The 15167-nt window shown below is 73.2% G+C and carries 14 protein-coding genes; 6 read left to right on the forward strand and 8 right to left on the reverse strand.

Annotation, left to right across the window (positions count from 1 at the left end; genetic code table 11):
* Positions 1-129: 129 nt before the first annotated feature.
* Together ACIQ6Y_RS01460 and ACIQ6Y_RS01465 are read left to right on the forward strand one after the other, a co-directional pair.
* The gene (locus ACIQ6Y_RS01460; protein ID WP_404031238.1) at positions 130-693 is read left to right on the forward strand and encodes an NAD(P)H-dependent oxidoreductase; all 564 of its coding nucleotides are present in this window, start codon (positions 130-132) and stop codon (positions 691-693) included.
* Positions 694-821: 128 nt separating this feature from the next.
* Positions 822-1886 (forward strand): protein kinase family protein, encoded by a 1065-nt coding sequence (locus tag ACIQ6Y_RS01465; protein ID WP_404031240.1) that lies wholly within the window; start codon positions 822-824, stop codon positions 1884-1886.
* Here ACIQ6Y_RS01465 and ACIQ6Y_RS01470 read toward each other — a convergent pair.
* Positions 1864-3042 carry a magnesium and cobalt transport protein CorA gene (locus ACIQ6Y_RS01470; RefSeq protein ID WP_404031242.1) on the reverse strand — a complete coding sequence of 393 codons (1179 nt, stop codon included), beginning with the start codon at positions 3040-3042 and terminating at the stop codon, positions 1864-1866. The two genes, ACIQ6Y_RS01465 and ACIQ6Y_RS01470, sit on opposite strands and share 23 nt — an antisense overlap.
* A gap of 212 nt (positions 3043-3254) precedes the next feature.
* Between ACIQ6Y_RS01470 and ACIQ6Y_RS01475 the strand changes: the two genes are divergently transcribed.
* The 3 genes from ACIQ6Y_RS01475 (at position 3255) to ACIQ6Y_RS01485 (ending at position 6866) form a co-directional block, all read left to right on the forward strand.
* Positions 3255-3719 (forward strand): MarR family winged helix-turn-helix transcriptional regulator, encoded by a 465-nt coding sequence (locus ACIQ6Y_RS01475; RefSeq protein ID WP_404031245.1) that lies wholly within the window; start codon positions 3255-3257, stop codon positions 3717-3719.
* Between the two features lie 50 nt (positions 3720-3769).
* Entirely contained in the window at positions 3770-5362 is a 1593-nt protein-coding gene (locus ACIQ6Y_RS01480; RefSeq protein ID WP_404031247.1) for an MFS transporter, read from the forward strand.
* 61 nt (positions 5363-5423) lie between these two features.
* Positions 5424-6866: an MFS transporter gene (locus tag ACIQ6Y_RS01485; protein ID WP_404031249.1), complete on the forward strand. Its 1443-nt coding sequence runs from the start codon at positions 5424-5426 to the stop codon at positions 6864-6866.
* Positions 6867-6984: 118 nt separating this feature from the next.
* On the opposite strand, the gene ACIQ6Y_RS01490 is transcribed toward ACIQ6Y_RS01485, so the two are convergent.
* From ACIQ6Y_RS01490 to ACIQ6Y_RS01520, 7 genes are all read right to left on the reverse strand, one after another.
* Positions 6985-8409: an MFS transporter gene (locus tag ACIQ6Y_RS01490; RefSeq protein WP_404031252.1), complete on the reverse strand. Its 1425-nt coding sequence runs from the start codon at positions 8407-8409 to the stop codon at positions 6985-6987.
* 72 nt (positions 8410-8481) lie between these two features.
* Positions 8482-8634 carry a hypothetical protein gene (locus tag ACIQ6Y_RS01495; RefSeq protein ID WP_404031254.1) on the reverse strand — a complete coding sequence of 51 codons (153 nt, stop codon included), beginning with the start codon at positions 8632-8634 and terminating at the stop codon, positions 8482-8484.
* A gap of 137 nt (positions 8635-8771) precedes the next feature.
* Positions 8772-10232, reverse strand: coding sequence for a PLP-dependent aminotransferase family protein (locus ACIQ6Y_RS01500; RefSeq protein ID WP_404031257.1), 1461 nt, complete (start codon positions 10230-10232; stop codon positions 8772-8774).
* A 29-nt stretch (positions 10233-10261) separates the two neighbouring features.
* A complete protein-coding gene (locus ACIQ6Y_RS01505; protein ID WP_404031259.1) occupies positions 10262-10963 on the reverse strand; it encodes a B3/4 domain-containing protein in 702 nt (233 codons plus the stop codon).
* A gap of 2 nt (positions 10964-10965) precedes the next feature.
* Positions 10966-11571, reverse strand: coding sequence for a LysE family translocator (locus ACIQ6Y_RS01510; protein ID WP_404031262.1), 606 nt, complete (start codon positions 11569-11571; stop codon positions 10966-10968).
* A gap of 103 nt (positions 11572-11674) precedes the next feature.
* On the reverse strand, positions 11675-12124 hold the full coding sequence (locus ACIQ6Y_RS01515) for an SRPBCC family protein (RefSeq protein WP_404031264.1): 450 nt from the start codon (positions 12122-12124) through the stop codon (positions 11675-11677).
* A 29-nt stretch (positions 12125-12153) separates the two neighbouring features.
* Entirely contained in the window at positions 12154-13533 is a 1380-nt protein-coding gene (locus ACIQ6Y_RS01520) for a hypothetical protein (protein WP_404031267.1), read from the reverse strand.
* Positions 13534-13694: 161 nt separating this feature from the next.
* Between ACIQ6Y_RS01520 and ACIQ6Y_RS01525 the strand changes: the two genes are divergently transcribed.
* The gene (locus ACIQ6Y_RS01525; protein WP_404031269.1) at positions 13695-14927 is read left to right on the forward strand and encodes a molybdopterin-dependent oxidoreductase; all 1233 of its coding nucleotides are present in this window, start codon (positions 13695-13697) and stop codon (positions 14925-14927) included.
* Positions 14928-15167 lie beyond the last annotated feature (240 nt).

The raw sequence follows: 15167 nt of genomic DNA on the forward strand, positions 1-15167 counted from the left end.
GTTCCGGAGCGGGAACTGGACCCCGGTCCGGTTCTAGTGGTACAAGTAAGTGGTACAACTTTCAACGGACCTCGGTCCGGATGTTTGATCGTCAGTCGGCACAACAGTTTTCAGCCATCGGGAGTAGTCATGTCCGTCCGCATCCTCGCGCTCGTCGGCAGCCTTCGCGCCGGTTCGCACAACCGTCAGCTCGCCGAGGCGGCCGTGAAGCACGCTCCCGAGGGCGCGCAGATCGAGCTGTTCGAGGGCCTGGCCGACGTCCCCTTCTACAACGAGGACATCGACGTCGAGGGCTCCGTCCCGGCCGCCGCCGTCGCCCTGCGTGAGGCCGCCGGCTCCGCCGACGCCCTGCTGCTGTTCTCGCCCGAGTACAACGGCACCATGCCGGCCGTCCTGAAGAACGCCATCGACTGGCTGTCCCGCCCGTACGGCGCCGGTGCCCTGGTCGGCAAGCCGGTCGCCGTGGTCGGCACCGCGTTCGGCCAGTACGGCGGCGTGTGGGCGCAGGACGAGGCCCGCAAGGCCGTGGGCATCGCCGGCGCCAAGGTCCTGGAGGACGTCAAGCTCTCCGTGCCCGGCTCCGTGACCCGCTTCGCCGACACCCACCCGGCCGACGACGCCGAGGTCGTCGAGCAGCTCACCGCCGTCCTGACCGCCGTGCACGGCCACGCCGGCGCGGGGGCCGCTGCCTGACCGGCAGACAGTCCGTCCCGGAAAGGGGGCCGCAGCCTTCGGGCCGCGGCCCCCTTCCGCATGTCCGGCCCCCGCGCGGGCTGACATCATCGGCGGTGATTGCCGCCGGGCAAGGGGGAGGGACACACATGGAGGCGTCGTCGCACCGCGACCGGCTCGCCGACCACGTCGCCATCGGGACGAGGCTGTCGCTGCTCAGCGACAGCCGACTGGCCGACGCCGTCTCCACCGCCGAGCCGCTCGGGACCGGGATCGGCGGGCGGGCCGCCCTGATGGACGTGGCGGGCCGGCGGGTGTTCGTCAAGCGGGTGCCGCTGACCGAACTGGAACTGCGGCCCGAGAACGTACGGTCCACGGCCAACATGTTCGCGTTGCCGCTCTTCTATCAGTACGGGATCGGCTCGGCCGGGTTCGGTGCGTGGCGGGAGCTGGCGGCCCATGTGATGACCACCGGCTGGGTGCTGCGCGACGAGTACGGCGGGTTTCCGCTGCTCCACCACTGGCGGGTGCTGGCCGACGCACCGCCGACCGGGTTCGTCGATGTGTTCGGGGGCGTCGAGGGGGCGGTGGCCCACTGGGAGGGTTCGCCGGCCGTGCGGCGCAGGCTGGAGGCGATCGCGGGTGCGCCCGCCTCTGTGGTGCTGTTCCTGGAGCATGTGCCGTCCACCCTCGCCGACTGGCTGGCCCGGGCGCGCGGGACGGCCGGTGTGGCGGACGCCCGGGTGTACCGGTGGGTGGAGGAGGAGCTGGAGCGGGGCACGTCATTCCTGAGCGGGCGGGGCATGGTCCACTTCGACGCGCACTTCCGGAACCTGCTCACCGACGGCCACCGGGTGTACTTCGCCGACCTGGGCCTCGCGCTGAGCCGGGACTTCGAGCTGGCCCCGCAGGAGGCCGCCTTCCTCGCCGACCACCTCGACTACGACCGCGCCTACACGCCCGCCCATCTGCTGCGCCACCATCTGCTGGACCGGCTGCGCGGCGAGATCCCGCACCCGGACTTCCTGCGCGCATGGGTCGCGGGGCGCGCACCGGTGGCCGTACCGCCGGGGATCGCTGCGCTGGTCGACCGGCACGCCCGGGCCTCGCTCGTCCTGGACGACTTCTTCGACAGCCTGCTCACGCACAGCAAGCGGACCCCGATCCCGGCGGACCGACTGCGCCGGGCGCTCACAGCCAGTCGCGGCGTTTGAAGACGAGATAGAGGCTCACGCAGACGACCGCCATCAGGGCGAGGGCGAAGGGGTAGCCGAAGATCCAGTGCAGCTCCGGCATGTGGTCGAAGTTCATGCCGTAGACGGTGCCGACGAGGGTCGGGGCGAAGAGGATGGCCGCCCAGGAGGAGATCTTCTTGATCTCGTTGTTCTGCGCGTGCCCGACCTCCGCCATCAGCTTCATCTCCTCGTTCTGCGCCTGGGAGACGAGCGTGGCGTTGACGGTGAGGATGTTCTCCAGCATCTGCCGGAAGGCGTCGACGCGCTCGGCGGCCGTGGTGGCGTGGTCGGCGACGTCGCGCAGATAGCGCTGCAGCTCCTCGTCGGTGCCGTACTTCTCGAAGCCCGCCTCCAGGTCCCGCATGATGCCCAGCAGGGGCCGGGCGGCGCGCTGGAACTCGATGACCTCGCGGGACAGCTCGTAGATACGGCGGGACACCTTCGGGTCGCCGCCGAAGACCTCGGTCTCGATCTCGTCGATGTCGTTCTGCAGACCGGCGATGACGGGCGCGTAGCCGTCGACGACGGCGTCCAGCACGGCGTAGAGCACCGCCTCGGGCCCGAGCGCCAGCAGCTCGGGGTCCTTCTCCAGACGGGCGCGCACCGCGCCGAGGTCGGGGGCCTGGGAGTGGCGGACCGTGAGGACGAAGTCGGGACCGATGAAGAGGTGTATCTCGCCGAAGTCGACCTCCTCGGCCTCGTCGAGATAGCGGGCGGCGCGCAGGACCACGAACAGGGTCTCGCCGTAGCGCTCCAGCTTGGGCCGCTGGTGGGCGACGATGGCGTCCTCGACGGCCAGCTCGTGCAGCCCGAACTGCTCGGCCGCCGCCAGCAGCTGCCCCTCGGCGGGGCGGTACAGGCCGATCCACGCCATGGTGCCGGGCTCGCCGGGCAGCTTGCGGTAGATCTCCGCCAGTGAGCCGTGGCCGTCGATCCGGTGCCCGTTGCGGTACAGGGCGGCGTCGACGATGGTGCGCTGCAGGGACACCGAGGCCGGCTCCTGCTCCTCGTCGGCGCGCGGGTCCATCGTGTGCTCGGGGGCCTCTTCCTTGGCGCCGCTGACCCGCGCGGCGGCCGGCGGCCGGGTGAAGGGCCGCTTGCCCGCTCGTACCGCGCGTCCGCGCCAGTCGGCCATGGCTGCTACCTCCAGGGTCCCTGGGGTTCAGGCTAGACCCGGGCCACAGATCGCGCGCCATCGGTTGCTCCGTGCTTCGGGGAAGGGCTGGCCGAAGCGGTCGGCGAAGGGCTCGGTGAAGGCTCAGCGAAGGGCGGCTCGGCGAAGGGCGGCTCGGCGAAGGCGCTTACCTCCTTTGACATAGGTATCTCGGCATACCTAAACTCGGTCACATGCCCCAGGACAGCCAGGACCTCGACCACATGGCCGCGAGCCTCGTGGCGTGTCTGCCCGCGCTGTCCCGGGCCATGGAGCGCCAGGTCGGCCGGGACTATGTCCACCCCCGGCCCTCCGAGGCCCAGCTGGCGCTGCTGCGGCACGTGGAGACGCACGACGGCGTCACCGTGCGCGCGGCGGCCGAGGCCCTGCTGATGAAGCCGAACAACGTCAGCGCGCTGGTCACCCAGCTCACCGCGCAGGGCCTGCTCGAGCGAAGGCCGGACCCGGCCGACAAGCGGGTCGCCCATCTGCACCTCACCCCGACCGCGCGGCAGCGGGTCACCGAGGTCCAGCAACTGATGGCCGACCGACTGACGCGGGCGCTGCACGCCCTGACCGACGGCGAGCAGGACGCCCTCGGCTCCGCGCTGGGCGCGCTGGTGTCGCTGAACCGGCACCTTCACGACGCCGCCCGTTGATCACCCGCGGGGCACGCTCCCCGCACCTTCACGAAGGACAAGGCACCTCCATGCCCTCCGTCGCCCTGGGCTCCTCGGCCCCGCATCCCCCTGCCCTGCCCGCGCAGCAGCCCCGTGGCCTGCGCGCCAACCCCTGGCTGACGCTGATCGCCGTCGCCTTCGGCCTGTTCATGGTCGGCCTGGACGGCTCGGTCGTGTCGATCGCGAACCCCGAGATCGGCCGCGACCTGCACGCGTCCACCGCCGACCTGCAATGGGTCACCAATTCCTATCTGCTGGCCCTGGCCGCCGCCCTGATCCTCGGCGGCAAGCTCGGCGACCGGTTCGGCCGCCGCACCTTCTATCTGGTGGGCGTCGCCGGGTTCACCGTCGCGTCCGTCGCCATCGGGCTCGCCGGCTCCATCGAGGGCGTGATCGTCTTCCGTGCCGCCCAGGGCTTCTTCGGCGCCCTGTTGATGCCGAACACCCTCGGCATGCTGCGGGCGGTGTTCCCGCCGAAGAAGTTCGGCATGGCGGTGGGCATCTGGGCGATGGTGTCCTCGGTGTCCACCGCGCTCGGCCCCATCGTCGGCGGGCTGCTGGTGGAGCACGTCAGCTGGGAGTCGGTCTTCTACATCAACGCACCCATCGGTGTCGTGGCACTCGTGTTCAGCGCGGTCGTGCTGCCGCAGACCCGCAACAGCGCGGCGGCCGGTGAGCGGTTCGACATCCCGGGGGTCGTGCTGCTGGCGCTGGGTCTGCTCGCGGTCGTGTTCGGCGTGGTCAAGGGTGAGACGTGGGGCTGGACCTCGGCCGGCACGCTGGGCGCGATCGGCGCCGGCGTGGTCGTCCTGGTGCTGTTCGGGCTGTACGAGACGCGGGTCGCCTCGCCGCTGCTGCCGATGCGGCTGTTCCGCAACCCGGCGCTGACCATCGGGACCGTCATCACCGCGCTGAACTTCTTCGTGCTGCTCGGCGTGATCTTCTTCGTCATGATCTACCTGCAGAACGTCCGGGGCTTCACGCCGGTCGAGGCGGGTGTGCGGACTCTGCCGCTGAGCCTGGCGTCGGTCGTGGCCTCGCCGCTGGGCGCGGCGCTCACGGACCGCTTCGGGCCGCGGCTGACCATGCCGCTGGGTATGGCGCTGCAGGCGGTCGCCTGTTTCGTGATGCTCGGCTGGGGCGCCGGGTCGTCGTTCGCCGTGATGTGGCCGCCGTTCGTCGCACTCGGCCTGGGTGTCGGCATGGTGATGGCGTCGTCCTCCGAAGCCGTCGTCGGCAACGCGCCGGTCAGCGACGGCGGTGTGGCGGGCGGGCTGCAGGCCACCGCGCTCCAGATCGGCGGCGCCCTCGGCACCTCCGTGCTGGTGTCCCTGATCAGCAGCCGCGTCGGCTCCACCCTCGCCTCCGAGCTGACCGCAGCCGGCGTCCCGGGCCCGGTGTCCGAGGGGCTGTACGAGGCCAGGGACGCGGTGGCGATGGGTGTCGCCCCGGTCTCCCCCGACCTGCCCGGCGGGCTCAGGGCGGCGGTGGTCGAGGGCAGCCACCAGGCCTTCATGAACGGCGTGCACACGGCGGTGCTGGTCGCGGGTGCGCTCTGTGTCCTCGGCGCGGTCGTCGCAGCGGTGGGCGTACGACGACGGGAAGGGCAGGCGTCTCACTGAGGCTGAAGCCGCATGAACTGAACTGTTGAGTTCAGTTGTACTGTCCCGTACAGTTCAGTTCATGACGCATGCCCACCACACCACCGCCGACCCCGCGGGCCCCTCGCACGACGCCCCGGGCCCCGCGCCGCGCCGAGCGGTCCCCCTGCTCGTGCTGCTGTGCCTGGCGCAGTTCATGCTCGTCCTCGACGTCACCGTGGTGAACGTCGCCCTGCCGGACATGGCGGCCGATCTGCACCTGGGGCGCGAGACCCTGACGTGGGTGGTCACCGCCTACACCCTCGCCTTCGGCGGGCTGATGCTGCTCGGTGGCCGGCTGGCCGACGCGCTCGGCGCGCACCGGACGGTCCTGGCCGGACTGGGCCTGTTCACGGTCGCGTCCCTCGTCACCGGTCTCGCGCCGGACGCGTCCGTGCTGCTGGGCGGACGGATCGCCCAGGGCGTCGGCGCGGCCCTGCTGTCGCCGGCGGCCCTCGCGATCGTGACCACCGCCTTCCTGGGCGCGGCCCGCCACAAGGCCCTCGGTGTCTGGGCCGCGATCGGCGGCACCGGGTCGGCGGTCGGGGTGCTGCTCGGCGGGGCACTGACCGAGGGGCCGGGCTGGGAGTGGGTGTTCTACCTGAACGTCCCTGTCGGCCTGGTCGCCCTCGCCGCCCTCCCCTCCCTGCTGCCGCGCCGCGCACCGCGGCCGGCCCGGCTGGACGTGCCCGGCGCGGTGCTGGTGACCGCGGGGACCGGCGCGCTGATCTATGGCCTGGTGAAGGCCGGTGACGCCGGCTGGGGCGCCCCGGCCACGGTGCTGCCGCTGCTCGGGGCTCTCGTGCTGTACGCCGCCTTCGCCGCCGTGGAGCGGGCGAGCCGGGCCCCGCTGATGGATCTGCGGATGTTCACGCGGCGCCCGGTGGTCGCGGGCGCGTTCCTGATGCTGACCGCGACCGCGCTGCTCATCTCGTACTTCTTCGTCGGCTCGATGTATCTCCAGCACGCGCGCGGCTTCAGCGCGCTGCGCACCGGGCTGGTGTTCCTGCCCGTCGCGGTGGCCACCGCGCTCGGCGCGCACCTCGGGGCGCGGCTCGTGGGCACGCTGGGCAGCAGGCCGACCGCGGTGGCGGGGCTGGCCGTCGCCGCGGCGGGGACCCTGCCGCTGACCCGGCTGTCGGCCGACGGGAGCGTGTACACCGGGCTGCTGCCGGGGCTGGTCGTGGCGTCGTTCGGCCTCGGCTCGGTGTTCGTCACGGCCACGGCCACGGCGCTGGCACTGGTCGGCCCCGAGGAGGCGGGGCTGGCCTCCGGGGTCGTCAACACCTTCCACGAGGTGGGCGGTTCGATCGGAGTGGCCGTGCTGTCGACGGTCGCCGCGGCCGGCATCGAGCGCGGCACAGTCGGCGGCTTCACCGACGCGTTCACCGTCGCCGCGGCCGTCGCCGCCGTCGGGGCGGTGGTGTCCCTGGGGCTCGTACCGCGCGGCAAGCCGCGGTCGACCGGCGGACCGCACATCCACTGATCGAACGTACACGCACATGATCAAACGCACACGGGCTGAGCGAACGTAGGCAGACCCCAGGGGCGTCCGACGGCTGCGGCGAGCCGTCGGACGCCCCTGGCTGTACGGCGTTCCGTCGTCAGGCGGACACCTTCCGCGCCGCCTCCTGGCGGGGCCGCGCGGCGTTGTCCCCGCGCATCCGGAGCAGGGTGGCGAGTCCGCCGACGGCCGCGATGACCGCGGCGGCGAGGAAGGCGGTGCCGAAGCCCTCGGTGAGGGCGGCGGCGTCACCGAGCCGGTCGGCTCCCTGTGAGGTGGCCAGGGCGGTGAGGGCGGCCAGACCCAGCGCGGAGCCCACCTGGTAGGTGGTGTTGACGATGCCGGAGGCGAGGCCCGCCTGCTCCTGCGGGGCGCCCGACATGGCGGCCAGCATCGCCGGGATGTACGCCAGCGACATACCGAGCGCGGCGACCAGCGAGGCGGGCAGGACGTCGACCAGGAAGGAGCCGGTCGGCTCGACGGCCGACAGCCACAGCAGACCGAGCGCGAGGACCAGCAGCCCTCCGCCGATCAGCGGCTTGGCACCGAAGCGGCCCAGCAGCCGGGCCGTGATCGCGGTCATGAAGACCATCAGCAGGCCGGTCATCGGCAGCAGCGCGGCGCCGGACGCGAACGCCCCGTAGCCGAGGACCTGTTGCAGGTAGAGGTTGAGGAAGTACCACATCGGGATCCACGCGGCGCCGAGCAGGGCCATCGCCAGGTTGGCCGAGCCCAGCCGCGGGACGCGCCAGATGCCGAGCGGCATCAGGGGCTCGCGCACGGTCTTCTGCACCACGAGGAACAGCGCCAGCAGGACAGCGGCCCCGCCGAGTTCGAGCAGGGTCGGCGCCGAGCCCCACCCGGCCTCCGGCGCTCGTACGACGGCGAACACGGCCAGGGCGAGACCGGCGGTGACGGTGACGGCGCCGAGGAGGTCCACGGCTCCGCGTCGCGGGGCCACCGCCGGGAGCAGGCCCGTGGCGGCGAGGGTGGCCAGGCCGATCGGGACGTAGACGATGAACACCCAGGGCCAGCTGAGCCATTCGGTGAAGACGCCGCCGAGGAAGACACCGGCGGTGCCGCCCGCGGGCGCGGCCGCGCCGTACAGGGCCATCGCCTTGCCGAGTTCCTTCGGGTCGTGCGCGAAGAGAATCATCAGCAGGGTCATGGCGGACGGGGCGATGAGCGCGCCGCCGACGCCCTGAACGGCCCGGCCGAGGACCTCGACCCAGGCGGTCTGCGCGGCGGCCGCGACGACCGAGCCGGCGATCAGCACCGCCCAGCCGGCGGTGAACACCCGGCGGGCGCCGAGCAGGTCGGACAGCCGGCCGCCGAGCAGCAGCAGGCCGCCGAAGGCGATGACGTAGGCGTTGAACACCCATTGCAGGTCGCCGGGCGTGAAGCCGAGGTCGCGCTGCATCTCGGGCAGGGCCACCCCGATGATCGAGGTGTCCATGATGACCATGAACTGGGCTGCGGCGAGCACGAGCAGGGCCCACCAGCGCCGGGGATCGGCGGCTGACATCGCGTACCTCTCTGGGATGCGGGAAGGGAGGGCGGCCGGGACCGGGGGGTGGCCCCGGCCGCCGGGTGTCGATCAGGCGGGCACGCCGCCCACGGAGCGCCGGTCGGCCTCGACGAGGCTCTCGACGGGCGGCTCGGCCGGCTCACCGGTGGTCGTGACGACCTGGACGGTCTCCTCAGCCGGTTCGGTGTGGCAGGTGCCTTCGGGGGTGCAGCAGCCGGACATGGTTCCTCCTCGGATCGGACTTGCTTTCCCGGAGTGCACGATACCCCGGGGGGGTATCTGCGAGACATAGATATACCCCCCACCCGTATGTGCGTGCAAGGGTTCCGGAGAAGGAAGTTGATACCCCGTGGGGGTAGTCAGGCGCTCAGTTCGCGCAGTGCGCGGCCCAGCGTCGCGACTCCGTCGGCGATGACGCCCGGCGGGGTCGCCGAGTAGCCGAGGACGAGGCCGGGGCGGCCGGGCGACTGGCGGTGCCAGGACAGCGGCTGGCACTTCACCCCGCGGGCGAGCGCGGCTCCGGCCAGCTCGGTGTCGGGCACGTCCGGCGCGTAGGTGACGGTGAGGTGCAGTCCGGCGGCAGCGCCGTGCGCCACCGCTCCGGGCAGATGCTCGGCGACGGCGGCGATCATCGCGTCCCGGCGGCGCCGGTGCCGGCCCCGCAGCATCCGCAGATGGCGCTCCAGCTCGCCGGACTCCATCAGTCGGGCCAGCACCAGTTGCGGCAGCACCGGGTTGCCGAGGTCGGTGAACCGCTTGATGTCGGTGAGGGCGGCGCGGTACCGGGGCGGCGGGACCGCCCAGCCGATGCGCAGCGCGGGCGCGAGCAGCTTGGACACGCTGCCGAGATAGCAGACCTGGTCGGCGAGCAGGGCGCGCAGCGCGGGCACCGGCGGTCGGTCGTAGCGGTGCTCGGCGTCGTAGTCGTCCTCCAGGATCAGGCCGCCCTCCTGCGCCCAGCGCAGCAGCTCACGGCGGCGCTCTCCGCTGGTCACGACGCCGGTGGGGAACTGGTGGGCGGGCGTGAGGAGAACCGCCCGGGCCCCGGTTGCGCGCAGGGCGTCGACGCGGACGCCGTGCTCGTCGACCGGCACCGGCGGGGTGGCCATGCCGCCGTGCAGCAGGTGCTGGCGGGCACCGAGCGAGCTGGGCTCCTCGACGGCGACGGCGTCGATGCCGTCCGCGCGCAGGACCGGGTTCAGCAGGGTGAGCGCCTGGGAGGTGCCGGCCAGGACCAGTACCTCGTCCGGGGCGACGCGGATGCCCCGGCTTCGGGCGAGCCAGTCGGCGACGGCCCGGCGCAGTCGCGGTGCCCCGCGCGGGTCGCCGTAGCCGAGGGTGTCGGCGGACAGCTCGGCCAGCACGGACCGTTCGGCGCGCAGCCAGGCGGTGCGCGGGAAGACGGCGAGGTCGGGGCGGCCCGGGGTGAAGTCGACGCGGGCGGGCGCGGTGCGCAGGGCGTCGAAGACGTCCACGGTGGGTGTGCCCGTGAACAGGGACGCGGGTGCCGGGCCGGCCGGACGCGCGGGGGCCTGCGGTGCCGGGCGGGGCACGGCGACCACGACCGTGCCGCCGCGGCGGCGCCCCTCCACATGGCCGTCCTCGGCGAGCCGCCGGTAGGCCTCGGTCACCACCCCCCGGGACAGGCCGAGTTCGCCGGCCAGCACCCGGGTGGACGGCAGTCTGCTGCCGACCGTGAGCCGGCCGTCGGCGATCGCCCCGCGCAGCCGCCCGGCGAGCCAGTCCGCCTTGCCGACGGCGGGCACGGCAGCGGCGTCGAGCTGGAGGAAGTCGGAGCCGGGCCCGGAGGGTTCGTTCATCGCGTCGATGGTGTCATGGGCGGCGGCCCTCAGTCCGGGAAGGTGAACTCCGGCTCCGTGGCGGTGAGTACGGCCGTCTCGGTGCCGGTCGGCCAGTGCGCGGTCAGTTCCGCGGCGAGCGTCTTCAGCAACTCCGGTACGGCCAGGGCGCCTTCGTCGTGCATGGCCTCCGTCACCACGAGGATGCGCCGGGTGTGCGGGCCCACCGCGGAGTGGCCGCTCTGCCGGTGGGTCCAGCGGCGGGCGTGGGCACGTCCCTCGGAGTCGACGAAGGTGACCTCGCCGGGCGCGGGATGCTCGGTGCCGCCGCCGAAGGGCGTGTAGTGCTCGTCGCCCCGGGCGTGCCGCACCTCCAGCAGCGGACCGGCGATGCGGTCGGCGTCGAGGGCGGCCACCGGGACGGCGTAGGCGACCGAGACGGCGTTGCACAGGTCGACCACGGGGTGGATGCGGGGCAGGGTCCCCTCCTTGCGGAGCCGGCGCAGCAGGGACTCCGAGGCGCACCGGACTTGCGTCGGCTTCAGCCCCATCCGGCTGAACGTCCGCCGCCAGGCGAGGACTTCGGGGAACTCGCCCTCGGTGGCCCCGGCCAGCCGGGCCGTCGCCCGCGCGGTGTACGAGGCGGTGGCCGGGCCGGTGTCGGCGGCGGCGTCGACGCGGTCGGCGTAGAGCACGCCCGCGGTGAGTTCGGGGTACTGCGAGCGCAGGGTGTCGGCGTGCCGGAAGCGCATGCTCACGCCACCGCCAGCCGGGCGCTCAGGCCCACGAAGCAGACGGCGAACACCCGGCGGATGCCGGTCAGTACCCCGGGGCGCGCGAGCACACGGTCGCGTACGGCCGCGGCGCACAGCCCGTAGGCGGCGAAGACCACGAAGGTGAGGGCCATGAAGACGGCGCCGAGCCGCAGCATCTGCCCGGCGGAGCCCTCGGCGCCGGCGGGCACGAACTGCGGGAGGAAGGCGACGAAGAACATCGTCAGCTTGGGGTTGAGCAGGTTGAGCAGCACCCCGGAGGCGATCACGCGGGCGGCGGACCGCGGCTCGCTCTGCGCGGCGACCGTCAGCGCGTCGCGGTCGCGCAGGGTCGCCCACGCCATGTACAGCAGATAGCCGACGCCGAGGTACTTCACGGTCTCGTAGGCGACGGCGCTGGTGTGCAGCAGCGCGGCGAGCCCGGTGACCGTCGCCAGCAGGTGCGGCACGATGCCGAGCGTGCAGGCGAAGGCGGCGATCACACTCGCCCTGCGGCCATGGGACAGGCCGGCGGCCAGCGTGTACACCACGCCGGTGCCGGGGGTGATCACCACGACGAGGGTGGTCAACAGAAAGGCGACACTCACGGGAACCTCCGCTCCAGCTTTCGGACGTTCCCACTGTCCCGCCGCAATGGTCCGGCCGACAGAGCCAAAGCAGGCATGATCGACAGGTCCATAACCGCACGAGTCAGTCCTGCCCGGTGAGCCGTGCCTCCAGATCGCGCAGGTCCTTGACGAGGCTGCCGCGCACCTGCCGGGCGAGCAGCGGCGCCGCCATGCGGTAGAGGCCGCCTCCGCCGCCCCGCACCCGAATGCGGGCGAGCGTGCCCCGCGGGTGGGCCTCGAAGGTGTAGGTGACGCGCATCGGCATCGGGCCCGCAACGGAGACCATGTCCAGCAGCCCCGGCGGCTCGTACGCGGCGACCCGCAGGACGTAGTCGATGCGCCGGCCCAGGAAGTACGCGGTGCGGGTGACCTCGGCGCCGGTGCCGAAGCCGCCCGTGTCCGCCTCCCGGGTCAGCTCCGCGGTGCGGATGCCCTGGGTCCACTCGGCGTCGTGCCGCCAGTCCATGGCGTAGGCGGCGACGCGTTCCGGGGGCAGGGGGAGGACACGCTCGGCCGTCACGTCGATCGTCATGCCTCAAGCCTCCGCCGCGCCGGTCCCGGTCACCACCCGGTGCGCAGCAGATGGTTGAGGAGCAGGGCGAGAACGGCCTGGGCGGCGAGCCAGGCGCGGGGACGGGTGAGGAACGCGCAGGACGGCAGGAGCCACAGGGCGAAGGGCAGCCAGATGCGTTCCGTCTCGGCCTTGCTCATGCCGGAGAGGTCGGCGACCAGCACCGCGAGCACGGCGGCGGACACCAGCACCGCGAGCCGGGCCCGCCCGCGCAGAACCGCCCCGGCCCGCCGCGCCCCCGCCACCGTGGCCGGACCGCGCCCGCGCAGAGCCGCCCCGGCCCGCCGCAGCCCCGCCACCGTGGCCGGACCGACGATCAGCACCGCGCAGGCGAGATTGGCCCACACCCAGTAGCCGTAGGGACGGACTCCGCCCGCGCCCTGGTGGTAACGGGTGACCAGCAGGCGGTACGCCTCCCACCAGTCGAAGCCGGCGAGCGTGAACGCGGCCGGGACGACGGCGAGTCCGGCGAGGAAGAGGCCGCACAGCGGCAGGAGCCGCGCACGGACGCCCTCCCGGCCCAGCAGCAGCACGGCCGCGCCGAGGAACGCCATCAGCGTCAGACCGTACGAGAGATAGCAGGCCAGCCCGAACAGCAGACCCGAGCCCGCCGCCCAGCCGGCCGGGCCGCCGGTGACCGCGAGGGCGAGGAGGGCCACGGCCCAGGCGGCGACCGCCGCGAAGTACGCGTCCGCCGAGGTGCCCATCCACACCGCGGCCGGGGCCAGGACCAGGAAGGGCGCGGCCCGCCGGGCCGGGTCCTCCCCCACCAGCGCGCGCACGGCGACGAGCACGGCGAGACAGGCCGTCGCGCCGAGCGTGATGCACCACATCCCGGCCCAGCCGCCGCCGTGCAGCCCGATCCGGTCGAGCAGCACGAAGGTGAGGGTGGCGCCGGGCGGGTGGCCCGCGACATGGGCGGGCCAGTTGTCGGGGGTGTCGATGAGGATGTGCGCGGTGAAGTCCCGCAGGGTGGCCGGGATGTCGTCGAAGCGGCCGACGGACCGCAGATACTCGCTGCGGGTGGTGAGCTGCTCGGCGATCCCCCGGTGCCAGCCGTCGACCAGGGCGAGTGAGACGGTCCAGGCCAGGCCGGTCGCCCAGGCCGCCGCGAGCAGCGCGCGCCAGGACAGCCGGACGGCGAGCGCCGGGCCGTACGCCACCACGGCCGCCGCGACCAGCAGCGCCGCGGGCGTGCCGGGGCCGAGGTGCGGCTCCCAGTCGGCCAGCAGCGGCGGCCAGTTCACGAACAGCGTGTGCCGGGTGTCCTGGAGGTGCCGGCCGACCAGCACGGCCGCGGTCACGAGCAGCGCGGCGGCCAGGACGGCGTACAGATCTCGGCGCAGGTCTCCGCAGCGATCTCGCTGCACATCGCGGCACTGGCGTCGGGGCACATCTCGGCGCGGGGAGCGGGTCACACCGGCACGCTAGGCCGGACGGGCGGGCGGGACCCGGCACCGCGGCCGGACGTCAGCGTTTCGTCATGCGTCGCACACCCGGTGAGGGGGCGCGGGCGGCCTACGGTCGAGTCATGCGCGACGCTCCACGGCTCCCCACCTCCCCCGGCTTCTGGCGCAGCCCGCTGCGCGGCCCCTGGTTCACCTCGGTTCTCGGGCTGGTCCTGCTGGCCGGGATCACGGTGCTGTTCCTGACCGGTCTCGTCTCCTACGCCGCCTACAACCCGGATCTGTCGCCGGTGAACGACAAGACGCCGGACAAGGGCCTGCTGGGCTTCTACCTCTTCGCCTGGCCGACCGACCCGCACTGGCTGTACCGGCTGAACCAGGGCGTGCACGTCACGCTCGGCCTCACCCTGATCCCCGTCCTGCTGGCCAAGCTGTGGTCGGTGGTGCCGAGGCTGTTCACCCTGCCGCCGGCCCGCTCCCTGGCGCACGCACTGGAGCGGATCTCGCTGCTGCTCCTGGTGGGCGGCGGGCTGTTCGAGTTCGTCACCGGGGTGCTGAACGTCCAGCTGGACTATGTCTTCCCCGGCTCCTTCTATCCGCTGCACTTCTACGGCGCGTGGGTGTTCTTCGCCGCGTTCGCCGCGCACACCGCCCTCAAGTTCCCCATGGCCGTACGGAATCTGCGGCGGATGAGGGGCGAGGCGGACGATCTCGTCTCCCCGCGCCCGGCGGAGCCGACCGTGTCGCGGCGGGGTGCGCTGTGGTTCGTCGGGGGCGGTTCGCTGCTGCTGTTCGCCACGACGGTGGGGCAGAACTTCGACGGGCTGCTGCGGCGCACCGCGCTGCTCGCGCCGCACGGCGGGGCGGAGCCCGGCAGCGGCCCGAACGGCTTCCAGATCAACAAGACGGCCCGCTACGCCGGGATCGACGCGGCCGAGACGAGCGAGGAGGCATGGCGGCTGGTCGTCACCGGCCGCACCGGCACGGTCCGGCTCAGCCGCGCCGAGCTGCTGCGACTTCCGCTGCACAGCGCCGCGCTGCCGATCGCGTGCGTGGAGGGCTGGTCCACGTCGGACCAGTGGTGGCGCGGCGTACGGCTGCGGGACCTCGCGGCGCTCGTCGGCGAGGGACAGGACCCGCCGGACCTGTTCGTCGAGTCGCTCCAGCGGCACGGCGCGTTCCGGCGGGCGGCCCTGCGCGCCAACCAGGTCGCCGACGAGCGCTCGCTGCTCGCCCTGTACGTCAACGGCGAGCCGCTCTCCCCCGACCACGGCCATCCGGCGCGGATCATCGTGCCCGCCGCGCCCGGGGTGCTGAACACCAAGTGGGTGGCCCGGCTGACCTTCGGAGACCTGTGATGCGCGCCCGACTGCCGCTCGGCAGCCCACTGCAACTGCTGCTGCTCGCCTGCTCGTTCGCGCTCGCCGGTTACGCGGGGGTGCGGCTGCTCGACGGCGACTGGTTCGGTGTGGCCCTGTGGTTCGTGGGCGCCGCGCTGCTGCACGACCTGGTGCTGCTGCCGCTGTACGCGACCGTGGACCGGGCCGTCGTACGGGGGCTGGAGACGGCCGGCCGCCGGCCGTGGGTGGGATACGTGC

It is taken from the genome of Streptomyces sp. NPDC096205 (genome assembly GCF_044763135.1).
GTDB lineage: Bacteria > Actinomycetota > Actinomycetes > Streptomycetales > Streptomycetaceae > Streptomyces.

Excerpts from the sequence above, each read along its gene's own strand:
- ACIQ6Y_RS01500 (WP_404031257.1), bottom strand. The coding sequence starts at position 10,232 with ATGAACGAACCCTCCGGGCCCGGCTCCGACTTCCTCCAGCTCGACGCC.
- ACIQ6Y_RS01480 (WP_404031247.1), top strand. The coding sequence starts at position 3,770 with ATGCCCTCCGTCGCCCTGGGCTCCTCGGCCCCGCATCCCCCTGCCCTG.
- ACIQ6Y_RS01490 (WP_404031252.1), bottom strand. The coding sequence starts at position 8,409 with ATGTCAGCCGCCGATCCCCGGCGCTGGTGGGCCCTGCTCGTGCTCGCC.
- ACIQ6Y_RS01470 (WP_404031242.1), bottom strand. The coding sequence starts at position 3,042 with ATGGCCGACTGGCGCGGACGCGCGGTACGAGCGGGCAAGCGGCCCTTC.
- ACIQ6Y_RS01505 (WP_404031259.1), bottom strand. The coding sequence starts at position 10,963 with ATGCGCTTCCGGCACGCCGACACCCTGCGCTCGCAGTACCCCGAACTC.
- ACIQ6Y_RS01515 (WP_404031264.1), bottom strand. The coding sequence starts at position 12,124 with ATGACGATCGACGTGACGGCCGAGCGTGTCCTCCCCCTGCCCCCGGAA.
- ACIQ6Y_RS01485 (WP_404031249.1), top strand. The coding sequence starts at position 5,424 with ATGACGCATGCCCACCACACCACCGCCGACCCCGCGGGCCCCTCGCAC.
- ACIQ6Y_RS01525 (WP_404031269.1), top strand. The coding sequence starts at position 13,695 with ATGCGCGACGCTCCACGGCTCCCCACCTCCCCCGGCTTCTGGCGCAGC.
- ACIQ6Y_RS01495 (WP_404031254.1), bottom strand. The coding sequence starts at position 8,634 with ATGTCCGGCTGCTGCACCCCCGAAGGCACCTGCCACACCGAACCGGCT.
- ACIQ6Y_RS01460 (WP_404031238.1), top strand. The coding sequence starts at position 130 with ATGTCCGTCCGCATCCTCGCGCTCGTCGGCAGCCTTCGCGCCGGTTCG.
- ACIQ6Y_RS01475 (WP_404031245.1), top strand. The coding sequence starts at position 3,255 with ATGCCCCAGGACAGCCAGGACCTCGACCACATGGCCGCGAGCCTCGTG.
- ACIQ6Y_RS01465 (WP_404031240.1), top strand. The coding sequence starts at position 822 with ATGGAGGCGTCGTCGCACCGCGACCGGCTCGCCGACCACGTCGCCATC.